This is a genomic window from Microcoleus sp. Pol7_B2 (genome assembly GCF_036701035.1).
GTDB lineage: Bacteria > Cyanobacteriota > Cyanobacteriia > Cyanobacteriales > Microcoleaceae > Microcoleus.
This window is the reverse complement of record NZ_JAUBQB010000019.1, coordinates 1-22395: the sequence shown is the minus strand read 5'-3', so window position 1 is coordinate 22395 and position 22395 is coordinate 1. Positions and strand designations below refer to the sequence as shown.

Sequence of the window (22395 nt, the reverse complement as noted above, 5' to 3'; positions counted from 1 at the left end):
GTGCAGTGCGAGCGACCAGCTCCCACGCTCGGTATTATTCCGTTCTAACCGGATTTGCTATAACTAATGACTAATGACTAATGACTAATGACTATTGACTAATAACTAATTACCAATTATCTAATGAAAGATTTCCTAAAATATACCTGTGCAAGTTTACTGGGAACCTTCCTAGGACTGCTGCTGCTGGGCAGCATCGGATTGGGGGGACTGGTACTACTAATTGCTATGGCGGCATCGTCGTCTAAAGATTCGGGCCCGCAAGTTAAAGATAAGTCGGTATTGGTATTAGACCTTTCTTTAAATATCACCGACAGCAAACCGAGCCGTAGCACTAGCGCGGCGATTGAAGAAGTGCTTTCGGAAGATTCCGGCGATACAGTGACGCTGCGGACTGTTTTAGACACGATCGAATATGCGAAAAAAGACCCGAAAATCGTTGGTATTTATCTCGAAGGCAGCTCAAATTCGAGCAGCAGCGGGTTTGCCAATCTCAAAGAAGTTCGATCGGCATTGCAGCGTTTCCGAGATGCCAAAAAACCCATTTTTGCTTACCAGATGGACTGGAATGAGCGAGATTATTACCTCGGTTCTGTTGCTAATACAATTGCCGTCAATCCTTACGGCGCTTTGGAAATCAACGGTTTCAGCAGTCAGGCAATGTTTTTCACTGGTGCTTTGGAAAAATACGGCGTCGGAGTCCAAGTGACTCGCGTCGGCAAATACAAGTCAGCCGTTGAACCGTTTTTGCTCACAAAAATGAGTCCCGAAAATCGCCAGCAAACTCAAAAGTTACTCGGAGATATGTGGGGAGAATACCTGAAAACTGTCGCTCCGAGTCGCAAAGTGACTGTTCCGCAACTGCAAGCACTTGCAGATAATGGCGGAACTTTGATGGCTGACGAAGCTCTCAAAAGCAAGTTAGTTGATAAAGTTGTATATTTTGACGAAATATCGACTGAACTTAAAAAACTCACAGGCACCGATCGCGAAAACAAATCTTTCAAGCAAATTAGCTTGAAAAACTACGCCAAAGTTGCTGAGAATAAAAACTCAACTCGCGCTGACAAGAAAAACCAAATTGCTATACTTTACGCAGAGGGAGAGATTGTAGACGGCGAAGGGGGACCGACTCAAGTAGGAGGCGATCGCATCGCTAAAGAAATGCGGAAAATCCGAGAAGATGACGACGTAAAAGCAGTGGTTTTGCGCGTCAACAGTCCCGGAGGCAGCGCGACGGCGGCCGAAGTCATTGGGCGCGAAGTGATGCTGACGGGGAAAAAGAAACCAGTTATTGTTTCAATGGGCAATTTAGCAGCATCCGGCGGCTATTGGATTTCGATGGGTTCCAACCGCATTTTTGCCGAACCCAATACGATTACCGGTTCTATTGGCGTTTTTGGAATGCTTTTCAACGCCGAAAAGTTGGCTGCTAACAACGGCCTAACTTGGGACGTGGTGAAAACCGGCCGCTTTGCGGATACTAACACGGTTTCCCGCCCGAAAAACCCTCAAGAATTGGCGAATATTCAGAGGATAGTCGATCGCATTTACGATCGATTTATTACGAAAGTCGCGAACTCCCGCAAACTGCCGAAAAACAAGGTACAAGAAATTGCTCAAGGCAGGGTGTGGTCTGGTACGGCCGCGAAAGAGTTGGGTTTAGTCGATGAAATTGGCGGGCTTGAAGATGCTGTCAGAGAGGCGGCGAAGCAAGCTAAACTCGGCGACAATTGGAAGTTGGAAGAATATCCAAAACGCCGCACTTTGGAGGAGCGAATTTTGGAAAAAATTTCCGGCGTTCACGTTTTGAAACCAGCCACCAAACTCGACCCGCTAACGGCCGAATTTAAGAAAATGCAAGATGAATTGGCTGTGATCAAGTCGATGAATGACCCGCAGGGGGTTTATGTTCGCTTGCCGTTCAATTTGCGGATTGATTAATTAATACCAAGTCCGGGATTTTTACCCCTTTATTCTTCAGTCCCCCTCTGTGCGGAAGAAAGTTTTGCTCTTGAACCGTTGCAAGCGCTGAGTCTGATAGGGGTTTTTAACCCGGATTTGGTAAAAGTAGGCTGACGCATCCTACAAACAACTGAAAAACCCGGTTTCTTCAAGAAACCGGGTTTATGAATACCCTAAAAGTCGATCGACTGGGAATTGGCAATATTTGTTATGCAGCACGCTGAGTTAACAATCCCCAGATGAAAAGTAGAACGATCGCACCTACAACTGCAAAAGCTATGCTGGGTAGAGTCAATGCTCCGAAGGATGCTCCCCCGCTCGTCCCCAGTAAGACTTGACCTAGATAACCTCCCACTAGGGCGCCCAAAATTCCTAAACCTGTTGTTGCCAGAAAACCACCGCCTTGAGTTCCCGGATAAATGGCTTTGGCGATCGCACCGGCAATCAGTCCTAAAACGATCCAAGCAATAATTCCCATTTCTCTTTCTCCTGAATACTTAAACTTTTCTCGTCCCTTGTCTTATGTTCTTAGAATAACAACCGCTATCGAGCCTTTACCTCTACCGTAGGGAGGAACCGAAAGTAGTAGGATTTCTCATCAATCGTCCCAGGTTGAGGCTTTTTAATATCTCAAAAGAGTTAACCCACTTTTTCTAGGGAACAAAGGCACTTATGCTCAAAGCAAAAGGGAAATAGGAGAAGTTTTTCTGGGACTGTTTGTGTTTTACTGGTAAAAAAATTACAATAATTTTGTGAAACGAGGAAAGTTTGCGCCCGATGGATCTGACTCTGTGCATGATTGTGAAGAATGAAGAGGCAACACTGTCGCGGACTTTGGACAGCGTTAAGGGTGTTGTTGACGAAATGGTGGTGGTGGATACGGGATCGGGCGATCGCACCCGTGAAATTGCCCGAGGATATGGCGCGAGGGTTTATGACTTTGAATGGTGCGACGACTTCGCAGTGGCGCGCAATGAGTGTCTGAAGCACGCTCAGGGCGACTGGATTTTGGTATTAGATGCCGATGAGGTTTTGGTACCCGAGATTCTACCTCAAATAAAGCAGGCAATTGCGAGCGATCGGCTGCTGCTAATCAATCTCATCCGCCAAGAAATCGGTGCCTCTCAATCTCCCTATTCCCTAGTGTCGCGCTTGTTTCGCAATCGCCTCGATATCCGCTTTTCTCGCCCTTACCACGCCATGGTAGACGACAGCGTGGCTGAGATTTTGCAGAGGGAACCACAATGGAAAATAGCTTCTCTCCCCGATGTGGCGATTTGGCACTCTGGTTATCAAAAAGATGCGATCGCCGCAAAAAGTAAATTCCAAAAAGCTCAAGCAGCAATGGAACGCTATATTGCTTATTATCCAAACGATGCTTATGCTTGTAGCAAATTAGGCGCTTTGTATGTAGAAACCGGGCAAATCGGGCGGGGAATTAATTTATTAACCAAAGGCTTGACTGCCGAGGTCATAGATGATTCTATTCTTTACGAACTAAACTATCATTTGGGAATTGCTTATCGCCAGCAGCAGCAGTTTGCCAAAGCAAAAGAACACTATCAAGCCGCAATTAATACCAATGTGTTCCCGCCCCTCAAGTTGGGTGCTTACAATAATTTGGGCAATTTGCTCAAAGAGGAAGGAGATTTGAAATCTGCTGAAAAAGCTTACAAAGCAGCTTTAAAAATTGACCCCAATTTTGCAGCAGGTCACTACAATTTAGGACTGACGCTGAAGGCAGCCGGAAATTTAGCACATGCGATCGCCTATTACCGACAAGCGATAAAAATCGATCCCGAACACGCCGAAGCTCATCAAAACTTGGCAGTAGCGCTGTTAAAAATTGGCAAAATGCCAGAAAGTTTAGCAGAATTCAAAAGAGCGATCGCCCTTCACGAACAGCGCCGCCCATTTGAAGCAGAACGCCTGCGCCGAGGACTACAAGAAATGGGTTTACTTTAAACTTGCATATCTACTTTATCGTTGCCCAATAAATTTTAGGGGCAATCCCCGATGGTTTCCCCTCGCTCCCCAAGGGTAGGCACTCTTGGCACTACCCTAAAAATTCTGAAAATTACCAGCAAAATCAAGCAATTATCTCTACTTTGCCGCTATCCAAATCGTAGCGACCCCCAACAACTTTAAGCTTGCCCGCTTTGACTGCTTCAGCTAAAATAGGCGAGGAGGATTGTAACTGATTGACATTCATTTTCACGTTAGCTCTGACTGCGTTATCCCAGGCATCGCCTTTTTGACCTTTGGTCGAATCAACTGCAGGTTTAATCGCCGCCACCAAAGTGCTAATGTGACCCGGAACAGCTTTACCATCTAAAGCTGCTTTGACAGCACCGCAGCGTTCGTGACCCAGAATTACTAATAGTGGCACGCCTAATTCTAAGGTGGCATATTCTATATTCCCGAGAACCACATCGTCGAGAAAATTTCCAGCTACTCGAATATCAAATAAGTCCCCTAATCCTTGGTCGAAAATAATTTCGGGAGCAACGCGCGAATCAGAACAAGCCAGGATGGTTGCAAACGGATGTTGACCCTGTGCTACTTCTACAACTCGCGATCGAGCTTGGTCGGGAAATGTCCGTTTTTGCTCAATGTAGCGTTGATTACCCTCCATCAATTTCTTAAGAGCAGTGTTAGGAGTAATGTCAGTAGGAGTAATGTCAGAGATTGCCTCTGCCTTTGCTGCTTCGGCTTGTAAAAACGCTGGTGCAATGCTGGCCGCCAGCATCCCTGCACCAGCCCTCAGCATTAAATTCCGTCGCGAAATCATACCTGTTCTTTCGCTTTTAGTCATTGCTTGCAACTCTGTTCAATTGTTTGTATTTGTTAGCATAATATATACCACAAGCTCAGTCAGACTTCTTTGATTTTTCTTTACAAGCTGCTCCGGCACAATGTAAACTTCAAAAAAGTAGCCCATTTTTATTTCATTCATATTTTATTTAGTAGAGTCAACGGCAGTCATCCTTCTGCGGACAGGGATGCTAGAATGTATCTAAAACGACTATTTTTTATCAATGGCTCGAAATGTCATACGTCGCCAGCATTCATATCTATCCGGTCAAGTCCCTTGACGGCATAGCAGTCAGTCAAGCAACTATTCTAGCCAGCGGAGCTCTAGAAGGTGATCGCTCTTTTGCAATCTGCGATGCAGCCGGAGAATTTGTTAACACTAAGCACAACAGCGGAGTCCGTTTTCTACGCTTATCCTTTGACATCAAAAAGAGAATTGCCGGTCTAAAAATTCAAGGCACCGAACAAGAAATATTTTTTCATGTAGATAGAGAACGCTTTGGAATAGAATCTTGGTTGAGCAACTACTTCGGTTTCCCCGTCAAGTTAATTGAAAACTTGCTGACTGGTTTTCCCGACAATCTCGCTGCACCAGGGCCAAGCATTATCAGTACCGAAACAATTGCCGAAGTTGCATCTTGGTTTCCGAGAGTTTGCGTTAACGAGATGCGCCATCGCTTGCGAGCTAATATTGAAATAGGAGATGTCCCGGCTTTTTGGGAAGACCAACTTTTCTCACAATCCGATGAAATTGTGAGGTTTAAAATAGGAACAGTAATATTTGAAGCTATTCATCCCGGTCAGCCATGTATCCTATCTACGCGAAACTATGGGGCGAAAGCAGGCGATCTAAATTTTAAAAATATACTAACAGCCAAGCAGAAGGAAATCATGCCTGACTTGGTAAAAAAAGGGCATTTAAATCACTTTAGTCGGCTGATAGTTAACACGCGACTCGCACCTCAAGCAGCAGAAAAAATATTACACATAGGAGACGAAGTTCAAATTATCACCGTCAGCAACTCTCTATTGAATACCATTTCTGATTAGTTGTAGGTTACGAGTCTGATCAAGCCGGCGGCAACTCCAAAGAAAGTTGACCCAAAACACCAGTTCTAAAATCGTTTAACATCTGTCGCGCCGTTCGTTCGACATCTCCTTTATACTTGTCTTTTGCGACCTCGTGCAAATAATCTTCACCATTACTAGATGCTGGATCTAATTTATACCTGGATTTGAAACCAGATAGTGATACCAACGTGTCATCAGTCGCCTCCAGCCCTTGCAGCAAATCTACCATCGCTGCTGCTACTACCTGATTGTCGTAAGCTGCTTCGCCAATATCTTCGCAAATAGCTAATTTTATGGCATTTTCTTGATTGTTAATTCGGGTTGGGATCACTCCAGGCGCGTCTAATAATTCTATTTCGTCGGAAATGCGAATCCATCGGAGCGATTTAGTTACTCCAGCTCTGCGGGCACTGTCTACCACTCTCCGCCCTAACAGCCGATTAATTAAAGCAGATTTTCCCACATTGGGAAATCCCATCACCACTGCACGGACTGGACGGGGCAGCATACCTCGATCGAACCTTCTTTTATTTAGCTGCACCCCAGCATCCTGCACGGCATCCGCCACAGCGTCTACTCCTTGACCGTGCTCGGCATTAGTAAAATACGCAGTTTCCCCCTGAGCCTCAAACCATGTTTCCCACGCCTCGCGCGATCGAGGTGTAATCATATCCATGCGGTTGATGACCAAGACTCGCGGCTTGCCGCCCACCCAGCTCGGCATTTGAGGGTGATAAGTAGCCAATGGAATGCGGGCATCTCGGACTTCGAGCACCACATCTACCCGCTTTAGCTGTTCTTTTAATGCCCGTTCAGCTTTGGCAATGTGACCGGGATACCAGTGAATTTTCATTAGTTAGTTGACTGTTGACTGTTGACTTTTGACTTTTGACTTTTGACTTTTGTTACTTGTTAGTTGTTATTAGTTAGTTGTTAGTTGTTAGTTGACAGTTGTTAGTTGTTATTGGTTAGTTGTTGAATGACAACAGTCAACTGTCAACTGCCAACTACCAACAGTCAACAGTCAACTGACAACTGCCAACTGACTAAGGCACAATCAAAACTGCACAAGGAGACAGATTGATCACCCGATTGGTAACGCTGTCAGACGCCCCATCATCGGTTAAACCCATCCCCCGACAGCCCATCACAATCAAATCGGCCCCAATTTCGTCAGCCACATCGCAAATCGTGAAAGCAGGTTTGCCTTCCCGTTCGATGATTTCAGCTTCAATTCCCTGCTGGGAAAACATCGATTGGGCCTCAGAAAGAAGTTTGGCGACTGCTTCGGGGGAAGTCATCACCTCTCGCGCGGGGGCGTCGGCCTCCTCGGCTGGGGGCTCGACTACCGAGAGAATTACTAAGCGAGAGGCGTAGGTTTTCACGATATTGACCACCTTTTCGGCAGCTTCGCGGGCTTCTCGGCTTTGATCTACAGGAAATAAGACAGTCTTGAACATACTGCGCATCTCCGGGACGCGGACTCCGATAAAATGTTTACGTTGAGCCAATCAGTGCCGTTTGTTTCATCTTCCGTTTTTTGTACGGACGCGGTTGAATGCGTCCGAGGCCCAAGTGCAAGTGACCAGTGCCGCCATTTCAACGGAATTCGACAAAAACACACATATTAGGAGGTTAATCCTGTGACAAAAAAAACTGTAGCAAATTTATCGGCATCGGACTTATCGGGCAAACGGGTATTGGTGCGGGCGGACTTTAACGTGCCGCTCGACAACGGCAATATCACCGATGATACTCGCATCCGGGCGGCTCTGCCGACAATTCAAGATTTAGCGTCCAAGGGCGCTAAGGTGATTTTGTGCAGCCACTTCGGCCGTCCCAAGGGTGTGACGGAGAAGTTGCGCTTGACGCCGGTTGCGAAACGGCTGTCGGAATTGTTGGGTAAAGAAGTCAAAAAGACTGACGACTGCATCGGTGATGAAGTCGCTGCTACAGTCGCCGGGATGCAAGATGGCGATGTGCTGTTGCTGGAAAATGTCCGCTTCTACCCAGAGGAGGAGGCAAACGACCCCGAATTTGCTAAGAAGTTAGCTTCTGTGGCCGATTTGTATGTCAACGATGCTTTTGGTACGGCTCACCGGGCTCACGCTTCTACTGAGGGCGTTACTAAGTATCTGAGTCCTTCTGTGGCTGGGTTTTTGATGGAGAAGGAACTGCAATATCTCGGCAGTGCGATCGACAATCCTCAGCGTCCTTTAGCTGCTATAATCGGCGGTTCTAAGGTTTCCAGCAAGATTGGAGTCATTGAAAAACTGCTCGAAAAGTGCGACAAACTGCTGTTGGGCGGTGGCATGGTTTTCACCTTCTACAAAGCTCGCGGCTTGAACGTGGGCAAGTCTTTGGTGGAAGATGACAAGCTGGAACTGGCTAAGTCTTTGGAAGCTAAGGCAAAGGAACGGGGAGTTACTTTTCTGTTACCTACTGATGTGGTAGTTGCTGACAAGTTTGCTGCTGATGCTAACACTCAAACTGTCCCTGTTGAAAGCATCCCCGACGGTTGGATGGGTTTGGATATCGGCCCGGATTCAGTAAAAACTTTCCAAGAAGCTTTGGCCGATTGCAAAACTGTCATCTGGAACGGGCCGATGGGCGTGTTTGAGATGGAGAAGTTTGCGGTGGGAACTGAAGGAATCGCTCATTCTTTGGCTGGACTTACTAAAACTGGTACTACCACAATTATCGGTGGTGGTGACTCGGTGGCGGCTGTGGAACAGTTGAATTTAGGTGAACAAATGAGCCACATTTCTACTGGTGGTGGTGCTAGTTTGGAGCTGCTCGAAGGTAAGGAATTGCCTGGTGTTGCTGCTTTAGATGAAGCTTAATTAAGTTAAGTAGGGCGGGCTTTGCCCGCCTTGCTGTCAGCAGGTCTATATCCTTGGCTGCGAAGCATTTTTTTGAAGATTTACCGCAGAGGGCGCAGAGAACGCAGAGCAAGAGAAAAGAGAGAAGGATATCGGTTTAAAGTCTACAGTTTGCTAGTATAATTTGTTTGAAGTAGCAGTGAGGTTTGTTTGTGAAACTTAAACTCTTGGCAACTGTAACGGCAAGTTTAGCTTTGTTTGGGCTGGCAGCTCCCGTTAAGGCTCAAAATCCAGATCATGTTAGGCAATTGCTGGAAACTAAAGAGTGCGAGGGCTGTGACTTGAGAAATGCTGATTTGTTCAAGGCTAGCTTGTACAGAGCTAATTTAAGAGGAGCAGATTTAAGCGGAGCCAATCTCTATGAAGCTAATTTGCTAGAAGCGGATTTAAGTGATGCTAATTTGGCAAATGCTAACTTAGTTAATGCCGAGATGTACGGTGCTGAATTGAATGGTGCTAATCTGCGAAATGCGGATTTGTCTAATGCTTTTTTGGGGCGAGCGAATCTGACGAGTGCGGATTTGCGCGGTGCTAAGCTTTTTAATGCGAATCTGGGCGAAGCATATCTGCTGCAAGCTAATTTGTCGAATGCCGATTTGAGGCGTTCCCTGCTTTTTAGAGTTAATTTGAATCGTGCAAATTTAAGCGGAGCCGATATGTCTTTCGCCGATGTGCGCGATACTAATTTGCAGAATGCTATTTTGTCAAATACTAGGCTTCCTGGGGCTCAATTGACCGGGACAAATATTGATGCGGCCAATAACGTGCGGCAGGCTGATTTGGAACGTGCCAACTTGCGAGGTACGAATTTGGGGCCAGGGGTTTGCGTGATAAATAATTTTCCTTATTGTGTTTTGAATGTGGAATAATCTGCTTGCTGAGTGCGTCAGCCTCCATTTTTTGGCAGCTACGGGAGTTTTTGATTCCGACCAAAAACGGATACAAGCCCGCGACTTAAGTCGTGGAAAGATCAAAATTTTAGACTAAAGTTTTAGCTCCCCAATGAATCTGTGGAGTAAATCTAAAATCTAAAATCTAAAATCGGCTGACTCGCTGGCTGGCTGGCGCACCCTAAGTTGAGATACGAGCTAAGTTTGAGGTGGTTTGTATCCTCTTTCTAGGGCAAATCTCACAAGCTGGGCACGATTTTCTAACTGTAATTTACTGAAAATACTGCCTAAATGAGCTTGCACAGTCCGGGGGCTAATAAACAGCCGATCGCTAATTTGTTTGTTAGTATAACCCTGGATCACTTCCCAAAAAACTCTTTCCTCGGCTGGTGTTAAAGGCAAAGGTGCAGGTGCTGGCAATACTGCCACAAATTGTGGTTCCACCGCCCTACCGCTAGAAGTTTGAAGCAGTCGGACAATCTCGGCGTGAATGCGGTGAGAGCGCTCTAACTGCGCCTTTACCTTAGCTAAGATTTCTTCAGACTGAAAAGGTTTTACCAGATAATCGTCAGCGCCGATCGAATGACCTTCAACTTTTGACTCAATCTCGCCTTGACCCGACAAAAATATAAACGGGACTAACTGTCCCAAACGGGTAGTTCGCAAACGGCGACAAAACTCAAACCCGTCCATTTCCGGCATCATGACATCTGAAATTACCAAATCTGGGGGGGCATTTTCAAAAATCGAGAGCGCCTCAACCCCGGAAGTAGCGCATTCCACCCGATATCCTTGACTTTCCAGGTACATTGCTAAGACTGTTTGACAGTCTGCTTCGTCGTCAACCACTAATATTCTTTCCATGACAGGCTTGCACCAATTCCAGTTGGACAGTTCTTGAAACTGCCAGTCCCAAAGTAGGGACTTAAATGAGTTTACCTGCTGCCACTTGATAAAGGCTCGCAATTTCAAGATGCCACAATTTCTCAAATAGTCCAATTAGGGGCGCCGAGCGCATAAAAGGGGAAGCAGTAGAGGAATATCCGGAACAATCTCCTTCTTTGATTCGCCGACCATCAAAAGCTACAACTTTTTATGAGGTAGCGTCAACTTTTATGCAGAAAATAGAAGGTAAAAGAAAGAATTTTATCCTATTATACAGAAATCTTGGTAACGCTTACACTATTCCTAGACCCGACATTGAAAGGTTTTTAGATTTTTCGGGTTCGGAGACAGGTACAAAAGGGACAACGCGAGCAGGTCCTGCTGCTGGGGGCGGCGGGAATAAACTCGGGCCGGCAACCAACATACTTTCAATTACCGGTGCGGGTTCGGGGCGGCTGAACAGATAGCCCTGCATGATATCACACTGATGTTGTTTCAAAAAATCTAGTTCTGCTTCTGTTTCCACTCCCTCAGCAATTACAGTCATATTCAAACTGTGACCCAGTAAAATTACTGCTGTAGTAATAGCAGCATTTTGAGTATCTTCGTTGGCATTACGGACGAAAATTCGATCGATCTTTAAACTGTCAAAAGCAAATTGCTTAAGATATCCTAAAGTAGCGTAACCGGTGCCGAAGTCGTCAATAGCAATCCGAATTCCTAGAGCTTTAAGTTCGTTTAAAGTAGCGCCTGCTACAGTCGCATTTTCCACCAAAGCGCTTTCGGTCATTTCTAATTCTAAATTAGCAGGCTCCAAGCCTGTAGTTTCCAGTATTTGGACGATTCGCGCCTTGAGTTCCGGGTCGGACAACTGCCGGGCCGACAAGTTTACTGATATTGTAAAGGGCGAAAAGCCTGCAGCCAGCCAACTAGCGGCTTGAGCGCAAGCTGAAAGCAGTACCCACTCGCCAATCTGAATAATTAAACCGGTTTCTTCTGCTAATGGAATAAATTCGCAGGGAGAAATTATACCTCGATCGGGATTTTGCCAGCGCACTAAAGCTTCGGCGCCGATAACTTGGCCGGTAGCAAGATTTACTTGTGGCTGATAGTATACCTGAAACTCACCTTGTGCCAAAGCGTGGCGCAGCAAAGCTTCGAGAGCAAACTTTTCAGGAGAGAGGGTCGTAACTTTGGTGGAGTCGTTAACTAAATCTTTGAGTCTGGCTTCTGCTTGGTGAAGCGCTACTGTCAGCGGTTGAGTAATAGTTTGCCGTTTCAAGACGCGAGAAGCAATGGCTCCCAGCAATTCACCCTTGGTAAACGGTTTTGTCAGGTAATCGTCTGCCCCCAAATCCATCCCCCGACGAAAATCGGTTTTGTCACTTTGAGCTGTGAGGAAAATAAAAGGAATTGTTGCAGCTAGCGAGTTTTGCCGCAGAGTCCGCAACACGTCATAACCGTCGAGTTCCGGCATCTGCACGTCGCACAAAATTAAATCCGGTATCTCCGAAAGTGCCATCTGCACCCCAGCTCGACCGTTTTCAGCCGCAATAACCCGGTAGCTGTGAGATTCCAGGAGTTGCAGAAGAGTTTCCCGGATTAATTCGTCGTCTTCAATCACCAAAATTTTGAGCATGATACTTAGATAACAGATGGCACTATATATCTGAACCTGACTAACTCTAGCATACTCAAACTAGCAAATTAATACTTCAGCTAATTAGCCAATAAATGATTAGCCAAATGGCTGAATATTTGTCCTCGGTTCTTAACTCACAATCAAATAACTGCCCAAATAGGGAAGATTTCGATCTTTTTCCAGAGCAGAAAACTGCTGCGCTCGACTCGTTAGATAAACTTTTATTACAAAATATCCTAGATTTCTCATCAAAAAAGTTTCAACTAACAGTTTCAGTGCGCGGATGCCGGAAATTACTACTCAGGCAATCACTTATATGATGTTCGGTTAATTGTTCATAATTAGTCTGTATTTGTACTGACAACTATAGTGTTATCTCAATGGATGAATCAGGAGGCAGCGTCCTGAGCGCGCCCAAAAAAGGATACTTGCTTTCAGGCAACAGTCGTGGAAAAAGAAAAATTTTAGATTAAGGTTCAACTTGCCAGATTCATCTGTGAAGTGAATCTAAAATCTAAAATTTAAAATCTACTAACCGAGAACTTAATTATGGTTCTCTAACCGAAAATCATATTATCCACGGCTTTAATTCACAGGCTTAGTGGAATTCACGCAAAACTTTTCATCTACAATTGCAGAATTGATAGTGACAGCGTGCATGGATGATGACGGAATTATCAGGTCTTGCGGAACTACCACGGTCTTTTTACAAACCAGCTCGCTACTGCCTACAGAGGCAAAGTTCCAAGCATAAAATTCGGGAGTGCTGACTGTCGCATTGGCCGGATGTAAACCTAGTGCAGTCACTAATACTAATCCAAAAGTCACTAAAGCTACGATCGCGAATCTCAGCATATTCTTTGTTTGAACCCGACAACTTGTCTGATTGGTATTACCTTATTATTGCCTGGGTGGATAGAGAGCGTCAATAGCAGTTATTCCGCCGTCAGGTTCAACTCGTAAGCGATCGGCTCAGATGCTTGAGAAACTACCACGAATTCATAATAACCTGCATCATCCAGCAATCCAGACCAACTAAGCCCCTCTGCATCTTCCAGCAAAGCTCGCGCGCCCTTTGTCCGCCCCGGAGTATAAATTGACAGTAGAGTAGATTTGCGCGGTGCTTGCAAATTCACGCGCAAAGTTTGATTTTGAGCGAACCTGGCAATGTAAGCTTTCCCTTCTCCGGGTTTGAGATTGCCTGTGAGGCCTTTGCTCTTCGATAGGCGGTCAAATTCAACGCTTTCGAGAGTTGCTCCAGCTTGTAAGGCTTCGAGTTCGTCGGCGGTAATTGCTTGCCAAATTTGTCCGATCGGCAAACCAATGAGATTGCGATCGCGCGGCTGTTGTGGAAACCAATAAAAGAACCTAGCATCAGCCAAATCGTACAAAGCCCGACTGCTCAAATTCAGCTTGTTAACCTCAGTTTTCCAGCGATCGATATCAGTGGTGTCGTAACTGCCCAATCGCGCTCTAGCGTCGCTGCTGAGATTTTCCAGCTTGTCGAGCAACTCGTCGCCAATTTTCTGCCACCTTTCGCGCCACTGGCGATCTTCCTCGCCTTCTTTTAACAATCGTCCCCCCAATTCCGGGTATTTGGCATAGAAAGTCTCGTCCACAAGGTTGACGTAACCGTTATAGAATCGATCGTCAATTTTGAGCTTGACAAAGCGATCTTGCAAAGCATCTTCTTGCTGCTGCTTCGGGTTTGGAGGCTGCGGAACTTTCTGTACTTTTGATTGCAGATTTAACAAAGAATTGCCCGCAAACCAGCCAACTCCCCCCATAGTTGAGAGCACCGCCACCACGAACAAAACCATTTTCCAAGCAGGCATTTTTTGCTGATTGCCAATAGCAGCAATTCGCACCGGAGTTCCCGGCAGTTTTGGCGTGGGAGCGGGCACGGGTATAGGCGAGAGATCCGGCGGCTGCGTGATCCCAAAATCCGGGGCTGGCGGCAAAGGTGGCTGTAAAGGCGGATTCCCGGAAAGAGCAAGCATTACCTCGCGAGCCGAGGAGTAACGCTGGCTCGGCTGCTGAGCAAGCATTTTATCCAGCACCAGGGACAAATTCGGAGACAGAGAACATTCCGCCCGCCAGTTCCAATTCAGCGTTTGGCTGTCGAGCAACTGATGCGGTTCCTTCCCCGTCAGCAACACCAAAACCGTGGCCGCCAGAGCGTACAAATCGCTGTGGGGAGAGACAATGCCCATCTGCATCTGTTCGACGGGAGCGTAGCCGAGCTTGCCGATGCGAGTCGCGGGGCCGGGAGTGCCGTTAGCCTCAGCGAAAAGAGACTCTACGGTGGCGGCGACTTGTTTTACTCCGCCGAAGTCGATTAGCACCGGCATCCCGTCAGAACTCCGCAGAATCAGGTTGTCCGGGGAGATGTCGCGGTGAAGCACTCCTAGAGAGTGAATGTATTCGAGCACGGGCAAAATCTGCAGCAGCAGTTGATTGATTTCTGCCTCTATAAACCGCAAACCCTGACGCTTGCGGGCGTCGAGCAGAAAGCGGTAACTTTGACCGGGCACGTAGTCTTGGACTAGAAATAGGTAGCCTCGATCGCTGATACTGACCCGGAAGAGTTCGCGAAAGCGGGGGATTTGATTGTGTTGCAGCTTGTAGAGCACTCCCGCTTCCCGCTCGAACAGTTCCTCGGATTTTTGTAAAGCGTAACTTCCATGTACTTGGGGCGCAAATTCTTTTAAAACGCAGGGTTCGTTAAATCGGTGGGCGTCTTCAGCGAGGTAGGTGCGCCCGAAGCCTCCGTGTCCCAATTCGCGGACGATGCGGTAGTGGTTGTTGAGAGTTATGCCGGGGTAGATGGGATTGTTCATTGGAACTTGCTGCGTCGGATTTTCACGCTTGACTGAGACTAGGAGTTTTGGGCGATCGCTGAATTAATCTTGACATAGTGTGTCAGTGTTTATTAGTCGATCGGCAGCTTGGCTATCCCCTGTGGTTATTGTGAAAACAGCGGTTTTGTGCTATGGAAGTTTATCTACTGCGACATATTTTCGATCGACCTCAAAGTGTGTTCAAATTTTTAGTGTCCAGCCCAATGTGCGATCGGGTCGCGCCGCGCTACTAATGGAATCTTGAGCGATCGGGGTGCAAAATAGGCATTTTAAGGAGCAAATCATGCAGCCAGAACAGCGTCAGAGAGCAATTGGGGCGTTTGAAGAGTTTTTGAGGGCGCCGCTTGAGGAACGATTGCAACACCAGCAGAATCGAGTTGCCGAATCCGGGGCGATCGCGCTTTTTCAAAAAGTCGCGGCCACAGTACCAGCTTACCAGACTTTCCTAGCTGCACTCAACATCAATCCCGCCTCAATTCAAACCTTTGAAGACTTCCAAAAATTGCCGCTAATTACCAAAGAGAATTATTTACGCTGTCACCCGCTACCTCAGTTGTGCTACCAGGGCAAATTAGAAACTTGCGATTTCATTGCTGTTTCATCTGGTTCGACAGGAAACCCGACATTTTGGCCGCGTTTTATCAGCGACGAGTTGCAAATTGCTGCTCGTTTTGAACAAATATTTCACGACAGTTTTTCCGCAGATACTCGCTCAACTTTAGCTGTCATTTGCTTTCCGTTGGGAACTTGGGTAGGCGGAATGTACACGGCAAATTGCTGCCGCTATCTAGCGACTAAGGGCTATCCAGTTACAGTTGTGACTCCTGGGAATAATAAAACTGAAATATTTCGAGTTGTGCAGGAACTTGGGGAGCATTTTGAGCAAGTAGTTTTGTTGGGATATCCGCCGTTTATCAAGGATGTGATTGATAGCGGAATTGCTGGGGGTGTGGAGTGGCAAAAATATCGAATTAAGATGGTATTTGCGGGGGAAGTGTTTAGCGAAGAATGGCGGAGTTTGGTGAGCGATCGCACTAATTCTGACAATCTATATTACAACTCTGCGAGCCTTTACGGTACGGCAGACGCGGGCGTTTTGGGCAACGAGACACCGCTGAGCATTTGCATCCGTCGCTTTTTAGCAAACAATCCCGAAGCAGCACGCAATTTATTCGGGGAATCGCGGTTGCCAACGCTGGTGCAGTACGATCCTAAAAGCCGCTTTTTTGAAGTGAATAATGACGGCACGCTGTTATTTTCGGGCGACAACGGCATCCCGCTAATACGCTATCACATCTCCGATAACGGCGGTTTAATTTGTTACGAAGCAATGCTCAATTTTTTGGCAGAATGGGGATTTAACCCTGTGGCACGTTTGCAGCAAGAAGCAGGTATGAAAGTTTCTAATTTCCCCAGAGGAATTCGCTGCTTGCCCTTTGTCTATGTATTTGGGCGATCGCACTTTACTGTTTCCTACTTCGGTGCCAACATTTACCCGGAAAATGTCACCGTAGGTTTAGAAGTTCCCACCATTCGGGAATTGGTGACTGGAAAATTTGTACTGCAAGTCAAGGAAGATGCGGATCAAAATCGGTTTTTATCGGTGGTTGTGGAATTAGCAGCGGGGGTGGAGGGCGACGAGGAGATGAAGCAGGCGATCGCATCTTCAATTCTCACGCAATTGCGGCGGCTAAACAGCGAATTTGCTAATTACGTTCCGCCAGAATATCAGTTACCTGTGGTGACATTAACTGCGATGGGCGATGCGGAGTATTTTCCGATTGGGGTGAAGCACCGATACACGCGGCAGTAAGTAGTTTGAATTGATGAGCTATCAGTTTTCAAAAGTATTGTATTATTATAATATAATTAGGGTGAAAGTTGACGGCTCAGCATAAAATATGCCAGCAAAAGACATCTACCACAATACTGTCAGAACAGCTCTAGAAAAAGACGGCTGGACGATAACAAACGATCCGCTACCCTTAAAAATTGGCAAACGTACTCTCAACGTCGATTTGGGGGCAGAAAAACTATTTGCTGCCGAAAAGCAAGGTCGCAAAATTGCTGTAGAAGTAAAAAGTTTTCTGAGTGCTTCACCAGTTCATGACTTAGAAGAAGCTGTTGGACAGTATATTGTCTACGAAGATATTCTAGAGCGCTCGGAACCTGAACGGATCATATATCTGGCAATCCGTGCAGAAGTTTATGCACAAATTTTTTCTGAACCTATCGGCCAGGTTTTGTTAGAAAAAAAGAGATTTAAATTAATAGTTTTTGATGCGTTAAAGGAGACAATTGTCAGATGGATAGACTAGATGAATATCGCCGATTTATTCATGAAATTTTAGAGAGTTATGCTCAGATTCCCTACCAATACGGAGAAATTAAAAGCAGCGTTATTGTTGACCGCGAACAAAACAATTTTTTACTGATTCACGAAGGCTGGCAAGGGCCTCAAAGAATTCACGATTGTATCGTCCATGTGGAAATTATCGACGGCAAAATTTGGATTCAACAAGATGGTATAGAAACGGGAATTACCGCAGAACTTGTAGAATTAGGAGTGCCTAAAGACAAGATAGTTTTAGGGTTTCATCCATATCATGTTCGGCAACATACGGGATATGCGATCGCCTAAACACCCTTACAATACAGAAAGTTAGAATAAAAAGGACGATCGCTAAATTGTATCGGGATCAATATTTAATTCTCGCAGTTTCGCGGCCAGGCGATCGGCTCGTTGAGCTTCTTGTCCGGCTCGTTGAGCCTCTTCGTCGGCTCGTTCAGTCTCCCTTTCTGCAACCTCTTCAGGAGTAGGGACCAGCTCTCCTTCTGCTGTAAAGAAACGCAATTTTCCGCCACAAATTCCGAGACTCAAATCGAGCTGCTGACTCCGCAGATGCCCGAATTCGTTCGGTGCAATTGGTTCATATTCCCCGTCAACTAAATGAAACCCAGCTAATTCTAAACTTTCAGGATCAAACCAAAAGTAGTCGTGAGTGCGAAAAGTATCTTGATAGAGTTGTCTTTTAAAGTTTTTGTCTATATCCGCTGTTTTGGGAGACAGGATTTCAACGATAATATTGGGGTACTTTCCCTCTTCTTCCCAAACTACCCAGCTTTTCCGAGTTTTTCGTTCTGTTCCGAGTACCACAAAAAAGTCTGGGCCTCGGAAGTCTTTCGATTTGAGTTGCTTGGGACTGTAATAAATGGTGAGGTTTCCAGCAGCATAAAAATTGTTTCTATCTCGCCACAGCCATTCTAGACAGTTGAGGAGTAGGATTATTTGTCGGAGATGCAGTTCTGTTTCCACGGGAGGTTCGTCACTGTATAAATCGCCTGAAGGAAAGATAACATTTTCCGGTATTTCTTGTTCTAGTATCTCTTGGGTAGTAGCTAATTCTGCGGTTGCGGACATGGCTGCTTGGTGAGGAGTAAGAGGTTGTGTGTCTATTTTAACAAGCTTTTCATATCTCTGCCCAGGACTATCATGAAACCCCGATCGCGCTTTTTGCCCAAAAACGCGATCGAGCCCCCAATAATTAGTTTTTAACTATTAGCAATTAGCGTTTTATTGACCGTCAGTTTGTCTGAGAGCCGCCAGAATTTCCGGTCGTTTCATGCGCGCGTAGCCCCGCACTTTCCGGTCTTTGCCGATCGCCTTCAACCGCCTCAGCGAAAGACCTTCGTAGTCTTCTTCTGGGGACGGGGCCGGAAACGGCAACTCCAACTGCAACTGCGGTAACTGAGGTTTCTGCTGTGCTTTTGACTGCTTCTTCGGCTGCGTTTTTGACTGCTTCTTGGGCTGTGCCTCCGGCTGTCTTTCTGAGTGAGTCCCTGCGGCTCCCAGTTGGCGGCGGAGCGTTTCAATTTGATTTTTCAGGTCATTTTCTACGTCTTCAATGGCGTCGTAAACAAACTGATTAATTATTTGAACTGTGCGTTCTAATTTTATTGACAGCAGTTTTTCCAGTTCATCTAACTGTCTCAAAGCACCTTCAAGATTTACCTCAGAAATAACAGCAGAGGTCGGCGGACGGTTGCTGGTCGATTGTTCAATTTTTTTAGCCATTTTATCTACCTTTTCATTAAAAGCTTTTTCCACTTGTTCTAGCAAATGCTTAATCTGTTCTATTTGGTTACGCTCAAAGTTCTGCTCAGTGAGAGCTTTTACGTGCTTTTTTAGTATATCTTCATTTTTTTTAACAGATTGTTCTATTTGTTTTGTTAGACTATCTACCTTTTTTTGAAAGGATAGCTCAAATTGTTGCAGGAGAGTCTCAATTTGTGCTATTTTCTGAGTCGGTTGCGGAGCTAAATGTTCCATTTCTGCTTGAGCAACAGCTACCTCCTCGTCGGTCATTTCAAATACCCACGCCCACATTTGCTCGATGCCGAGTTCTTTAGCAACAATACACCAATCTGAGCCGCAGACAACTTCATATTCTTCTTCGTTGCTGTAAGCTTCTGTAGGGCGTACAATTAAAGGAATTAAGTTGCTGCCTTGCTCGATCAGACTTCTCCTGAGAGCTTCGCGGCGTTCGCGAGGAATTTCGCCCCGATGAGGCTCTGGTATGGCAATTTGGGAAGTGTAAATCTGATTGTGACTAATTGGCTTAATCCGCAAATATTCAACTATTTGGTTTTGATCGGACGATCGCTCCATCTTGTTACAAGTCCCCTTTTGTCATTAAAATCTGGTGTTTGGGTGTTTATGTATATTTGCACTTTACAGCCTGCGTTTTAAGGGATGCAGGACTAACCCAAGAACTCAAATTATAAGGTGCGAGACAAACACCTTACCCAGACCGTGGTAAGTTAAAGGGTTTCTTGGGCTGAGTCTTCCAAGTCTGCGATCGAACTCAGTTATCTGGAGGAGATATGGCGTTGCTGCTGTACCTGTGCGGCTGGCTGTGCGGTGACAGCCCGGGCGATGGCGTCCCGCCCCGCAAGCTACGGCAAAAGTTACTGCAATTCCTAAAAAAAGCGACTGTGATGAGTTTAACTGCCTGCGGGACACCAAGCATACACTGCTTTACTCATCTTTACTTTTTTTGGCTTAGAGACTCACTAGACCAAAGTTGCTAGTAGCGGCAGGAGTTGCGAGTTATGAGTATTTTTGCCACTTGTCAATTATTTTAATCATTGTTTTGTCGCCTAACCCTTCAATACGTTTCACCGCACTTGTAAAGGACACAAACGGCTGCACCTTTCGTTCTGTGATTATGCTGTCGATCATGTGAGACTTCAAGCCAGCATCTTTAAAATTCGCCAACAATTCAGGTTTTTCTAGAGTATTGAGTGCTTCCAACGCCGACATTGATTCGGAAGCTACGTTTTCAACTTCTGGTATCCTCTCTACCACCACTTGTTTTTCGGGTGGCGACTCTGATTTCAACTCATTAATTCTGTTTTCTAACCCAGCTTCAACTAACCGAGGTACTTGTTGTAAGATTCGGTTTTCAAGTTCTTGTATACTCTGGGCTAAAACTTTTTGTTCACGGGCGTACTCGGCTTTTAAGTCATTAATTTGACGGGCAAACTGAGCTTCAATATTTGTTAGTCGCTGTTCTAAACTAGATGACTCTTGGGGACTTTCATTTTCACCTAAATTAGGGACTTCGACCAAATAAACCGGGTTTTTTATTGAATCTGCGGGCGGCGACGAAGTATTTTCGTACAAAACCCCGGTTTCTGGGTTCTCAACTAAATTCTCAGTTTTGGCTGATTTCCTCAGCGCTTGAACTTGCTCTAAAAGCAGTCCTTCATTTTCGGGTTCAAGAATAAATGCTCCGATTGTCTCGCCTTTCATAGGGTTGATTTCCCGGGCTTTCGCCGCCGCGTAGTATTCAAAGTCTCCGTCTACTATCTCGTAGGAATCCATACCGTTGCGGCGGAGAATTATGGGGTTAATCAATCCTCCTAATTCTAAAATCAGTTGCGCCAGTTTCTCCAAATCGCGCTCGGCAAAATTGGAACGGGGAACTGTGGATGTAATCTTTTTAACTAGAACCAACGACACCAATAATTTTTTCATTATTTACCACCTATCTTTTCCAAGACTTCCATTGCTAATACTTCAAATTCTTGAGATGCGGTAGAATCTGGATTAAAGTCTAGCACGGAAATCGGATCGGCAAGTTCCATATCTCCCACCATCTGAGTTTGTTCTGCACACTTAGCCAAATCATCTCTTTCGTAAATGGCGCTTTCCATAATTTCCAGGCCGTAGCGTTTGGGAATTGCCGCCCTCCGTTTGGGCAAACTGTACTGTATAAATTTACTGTTAGTTGATATTTTACAAGGAAGTACGCCTAAAATTTCTAGAGAATTTCTGCCAATTAGTTTTTTGAATCCATTGATTTTTCCGATAAAATCTTTGACATGAATTAGTCCTTGATTGGCAAAAGGCTTTAAGTCAGAAGGAATAATTAAATAATCAGCAGCAATCAAAGCAACTCTAGCATATAAATTCAAAGATGGCGGCGTATCAATCAGTACAATATCGTATTTTTCTTGGACTTCGGCTAGTTTTTGAATCAAAATTATTTTACTGTAATCCAGTGAGTTTAGTTCATGTTCATGTTGCATTAAATCAATATGAGAAGGAATCACATCTATTGCTGGAGTGCAAAAATTAGACTTTCTCGCGACTTCTGATATTGAGTAAAAATCTGCTGACTGCAAAACGTGAAGAATATTGTTGTTTTTCAAATCATCTTGTTCTTCATCCTCAAATTTTACTAAACCCGTCGCAAAGGTTGTATTCGCTTGACTATCTAAGTCTATTACCAGGACTCTTTTACCTTTCTTGCTCAGCGCAGCAGCTAAATTGACTACAGTGGTAGTTTTGCCAACGCCACCTTTGTTATGGTAAACTGCAATGATTTTCATACTATTTTGCGTTTTTTGGGGAACGGTTACATCGGATTTAACTTGAGGCTTAACTGGATAATTTTCAGGTATTTGTTCGGGTTCTGAGATTTGACTTGGCTCAGGTTCTGCGGTGGCGGGATTTTTGGGCTGTACTGGGACTTCGCTAATTAACTCAGGACTAACCAAATTAATTTTACTATCTTCCAGTTCGAGATTATCGGGATTTTTTATAAATTTTAAACTATCTCTGCCAATTAAAGCGATAATTTCATCAATTCTATTTTCAAGGTCTTTTCCAGCACACTTAAAAACTAGCTGAATATCATCGGCGACTCTTTGGTAAATTCTAATTTCTTTACCGTTAGTTATGAGTCCGTAGCGGATGCTCAAACTTGTTAAATAGCGATGGAGTTTTCGCAGGTGGCGGTCTAATACCATTTTTATAAAGTTATGATAGACTTAAAAAAAAAGTAAAGGAAAACATTAAAATGTCTGGTCGTCCTCAT

The 22395-nt window shown here is 45.3% G+C and carries 20 protein-coding genes; 8 read left to right on the top strand and 12 right to left on the bottom strand.

The genetic code is table 11. The features are described from left to right. Positions 1-123: 123 nt before the first annotated feature. Positions 124-1944 (top strand): signal peptide peptidase SppA, encoded by a 1821-nt coding sequence (gene sppA / locus QUA57_RS10200; protein WP_333060652.1) that lies wholly within the window; start codon positions 124-126, stop codon positions 1942-1944. A 229-nt stretch (positions 1945-2173) separates the two neighbouring features. On the opposite strand, the gene QUA57_RS10195 is transcribed toward sppA, so the two are convergent. Further along, the gene (locus QUA57_RS10195; RefSeq protein ID WP_333037423.1) at positions 2174-2443 is read right to left on the bottom strand and encodes a GlsB/YeaQ/YmgE family stress response membrane protein; all 270 of its coding nucleotides are present in this window, start codon (positions 2441-2443) and stop codon (positions 2174-2176) included. Positions 2444-2742: 299 nt separating this feature from the next. Here QUA57_RS10195 and QUA57_RS10190 point away from each other — a divergent pair, with 299 nt between their 5' ends. Beyond that, a complete protein-coding gene (locus tag QUA57_RS10190) occupies positions 2743-3930 on the top strand; it encodes a tetratricopeptide repeat protein (RefSeq protein WP_333060651.1) in 1188 nt (395 codons plus the stop codon). A gap of 124 nt (positions 3931-4054) precedes the next feature. Here QUA57_RS10190 and QUA57_RS10185 read toward each other — a convergent pair whose 3' ends face one another. Further along, positions 4055-4780: a carbonic anhydrase gene (locus QUA57_RS10185; RefSeq protein WP_333037425.1), complete on the bottom strand. Its 726-nt coding sequence runs from the start codon at positions 4778-4780 to the stop codon at positions 4055-4057. Positions 4781-5013: 233 nt separating this feature from the next. On the opposite strand from QUA57_RS10185, the gene QUA57_RS10180 reads away from it, so the two are divergent. Then, positions 5014-5829, top strand: coding sequence for an MOSC N-terminal beta barrel domain-containing protein (locus QUA57_RS10180; RefSeq protein ID WP_333060649.1), 816 nt, complete (start codon positions 5014-5016; stop codon positions 5827-5829). 19 nt (positions 5830-5848) lie between these two features. Here the strand turns inward: QUA57_RS10180 and ylqF are convergent, their stop codons facing one another. Together ylqF and QUA57_RS10170 are read right to left on the bottom strand one after the other, a co-directional pair. Then, positions 5849-6703 carry a ribosome biogenesis GTPase YlqF gene (ylqF, locus tag QUA57_RS10175; RefSeq protein ID WP_333060647.1) on the bottom strand — a complete coding sequence of 285 codons (855 nt, stop codon included), beginning with the start codon at positions 6701-6703 and terminating at the stop codon, positions 5849-5851. A 193-nt stretch (positions 6704-6896) separates the two neighbouring features. Beyond that, complete coding sequence (locus tag QUA57_RS10170; RefSeq protein WP_333045478.1) at positions 6897-7310, bottom strand: universal stress protein; 414 nt, start codon at positions 7308-7310, stop codon at positions 6897-6899. A gap of 183 nt (positions 7311-7493) precedes the next feature. On the opposite strand from QUA57_RS10170, the gene QUA57_RS10165 reads away from it, so the two are divergent. Together QUA57_RS10165 and QUA57_RS10160 are read left to right on the top strand one after the other, a co-directional pair. Continuing rightward, positions 7494-8693, top strand: coding sequence for a phosphoglycerate kinase (locus QUA57_RS10165; protein WP_333060645.1), 1200 nt, complete (start codon positions 7494-7496; stop codon positions 8691-8693). Between the two features lie 191 nt (positions 8694-8884). Then, entirely contained in the window at positions 8885-9601 is a 717-nt protein-coding gene (locus tag QUA57_RS10160) for a pentapeptide repeat-containing protein (RefSeq protein WP_333060644.1), read from the top strand. Between the two features lie 219 nt (positions 9602-9820). Here QUA57_RS10160 and QUA57_RS10155 read toward each other — a convergent pair whose 3' ends face one another. The 4 genes from QUA57_RS10155 to QUA57_RS10140 form a co-directional block, all read right to left on the bottom strand. Then, positions 9821-10594 carry a response regulator gene (locus QUA57_RS10155; protein WP_445304466.1) on the bottom strand — a complete coding sequence of 258 codons (774 nt, stop codon included), beginning with the start codon at positions 10592-10594 and terminating at the stop codon, positions 9821-9823. Positions 10595-10799: 205 nt separating this feature from the next. Further along, positions 10800-12146, bottom strand: coding sequence for an EAL domain-containing response regulator (locus QUA57_RS10150; protein WP_333060643.1), 1347 nt, complete (start codon positions 12144-12146; stop codon positions 10800-10802). A 588-nt stretch (positions 12147-12734) separates the two neighbouring features. After that, the gene (locus QUA57_RS10145; RefSeq protein WP_333060641.1) at positions 12735-13004 is read right to left on the bottom strand and encodes a hypothetical protein; all 270 of its coding nucleotides are present in this window, start codon (positions 13002-13004) and stop codon (positions 12735-12737) included. Between the two features lie 80 nt (positions 13005-13084). Beyond that, entirely contained in the window at positions 13085-14989 is a 1905-nt protein-coding gene (locus QUA57_RS10140; RefSeq protein ID WP_333060639.1) for a serine/threonine-protein kinase, read from the bottom strand. 304 nt (positions 14990-15293) lie between these two features. Between QUA57_RS10140 and QUA57_RS10135 the strand changes: the two genes are divergently transcribed. From QUA57_RS10135 to QUA57_RS10125, 3 genes are all read left to right on the top strand, one after another. Beyond that, positions 15294-16823, top strand: coding sequence for a phenylacetate--CoA ligase family protein (locus QUA57_RS10135; RefSeq protein WP_333060637.1), 1530 nt, complete (start codon positions 15294-15296; stop codon positions 16821-16823). Between the two features lie 88 nt (positions 16824-16911). After that, a complete protein-coding gene (locus QUA57_RS10130; protein WP_333060636.1) occupies positions 16912-17328 on the top strand; it encodes an element excision factor XisH family protein in 417 nt (138 codons plus the stop codon). After that, positions 17316-17651, top strand: a complete 336-nt coding sequence (locus QUA57_RS10125; protein WP_333060634.1) for a XisI protein — start codon at positions 17316-17318, stop codon at positions 17649-17651. The genes QUA57_RS10130 and QUA57_RS10125 overlap by 13 nt, the downstream gene beginning before the upstream one ends. A 42-nt stretch (positions 17652-17693) precedes the next feature. Here QUA57_RS10125 and QUA57_RS10120 read toward each other — a convergent pair whose 3' ends face one another. The 4 genes from QUA57_RS10120 to QUA57_RS10105 form a co-directional block, all read right to left on the bottom strand. Continuing rightward, complete coding sequence (locus tag QUA57_RS10120; protein ID WP_333060633.1) at positions 17694-18431, bottom strand: Uma2 family endonuclease; 738 nt, start codon at positions 18429-18431, stop codon at positions 17694-17696. Between the two features lie 153 nt (positions 18432-18584). After that, positions 18585-19679, bottom strand: coding sequence for a Rho termination factor (modular protein) (locus tag QUA57_RS10115; RefSeq protein WP_333060632.1), 1095 nt, complete (start codon positions 19677-19679; stop codon positions 18585-18587). A 441-nt stretch (positions 19680-20120) separates the two neighbouring features. Continuing rightward, entirely contained in the window at positions 20121-21050 is a 930-nt protein-coding gene (locus tag QUA57_RS10110) for a ParB N-terminal domain-containing protein (RefSeq protein WP_333060631.1), read from the bottom strand. Next, positions 21050-22327, bottom strand: a complete 1278-nt coding sequence (locus tag QUA57_RS10105; protein ID WP_333060630.1) for an AAA family ATPase — start codon at positions 22325-22327, stop codon at positions 21050-21052. Before QUA57_RS10105 ends, QUA57_RS10110 begins: the two co-directional genes overlap by 1 nt. Positions 22328-22395 lie beyond the last annotated feature (68 nt).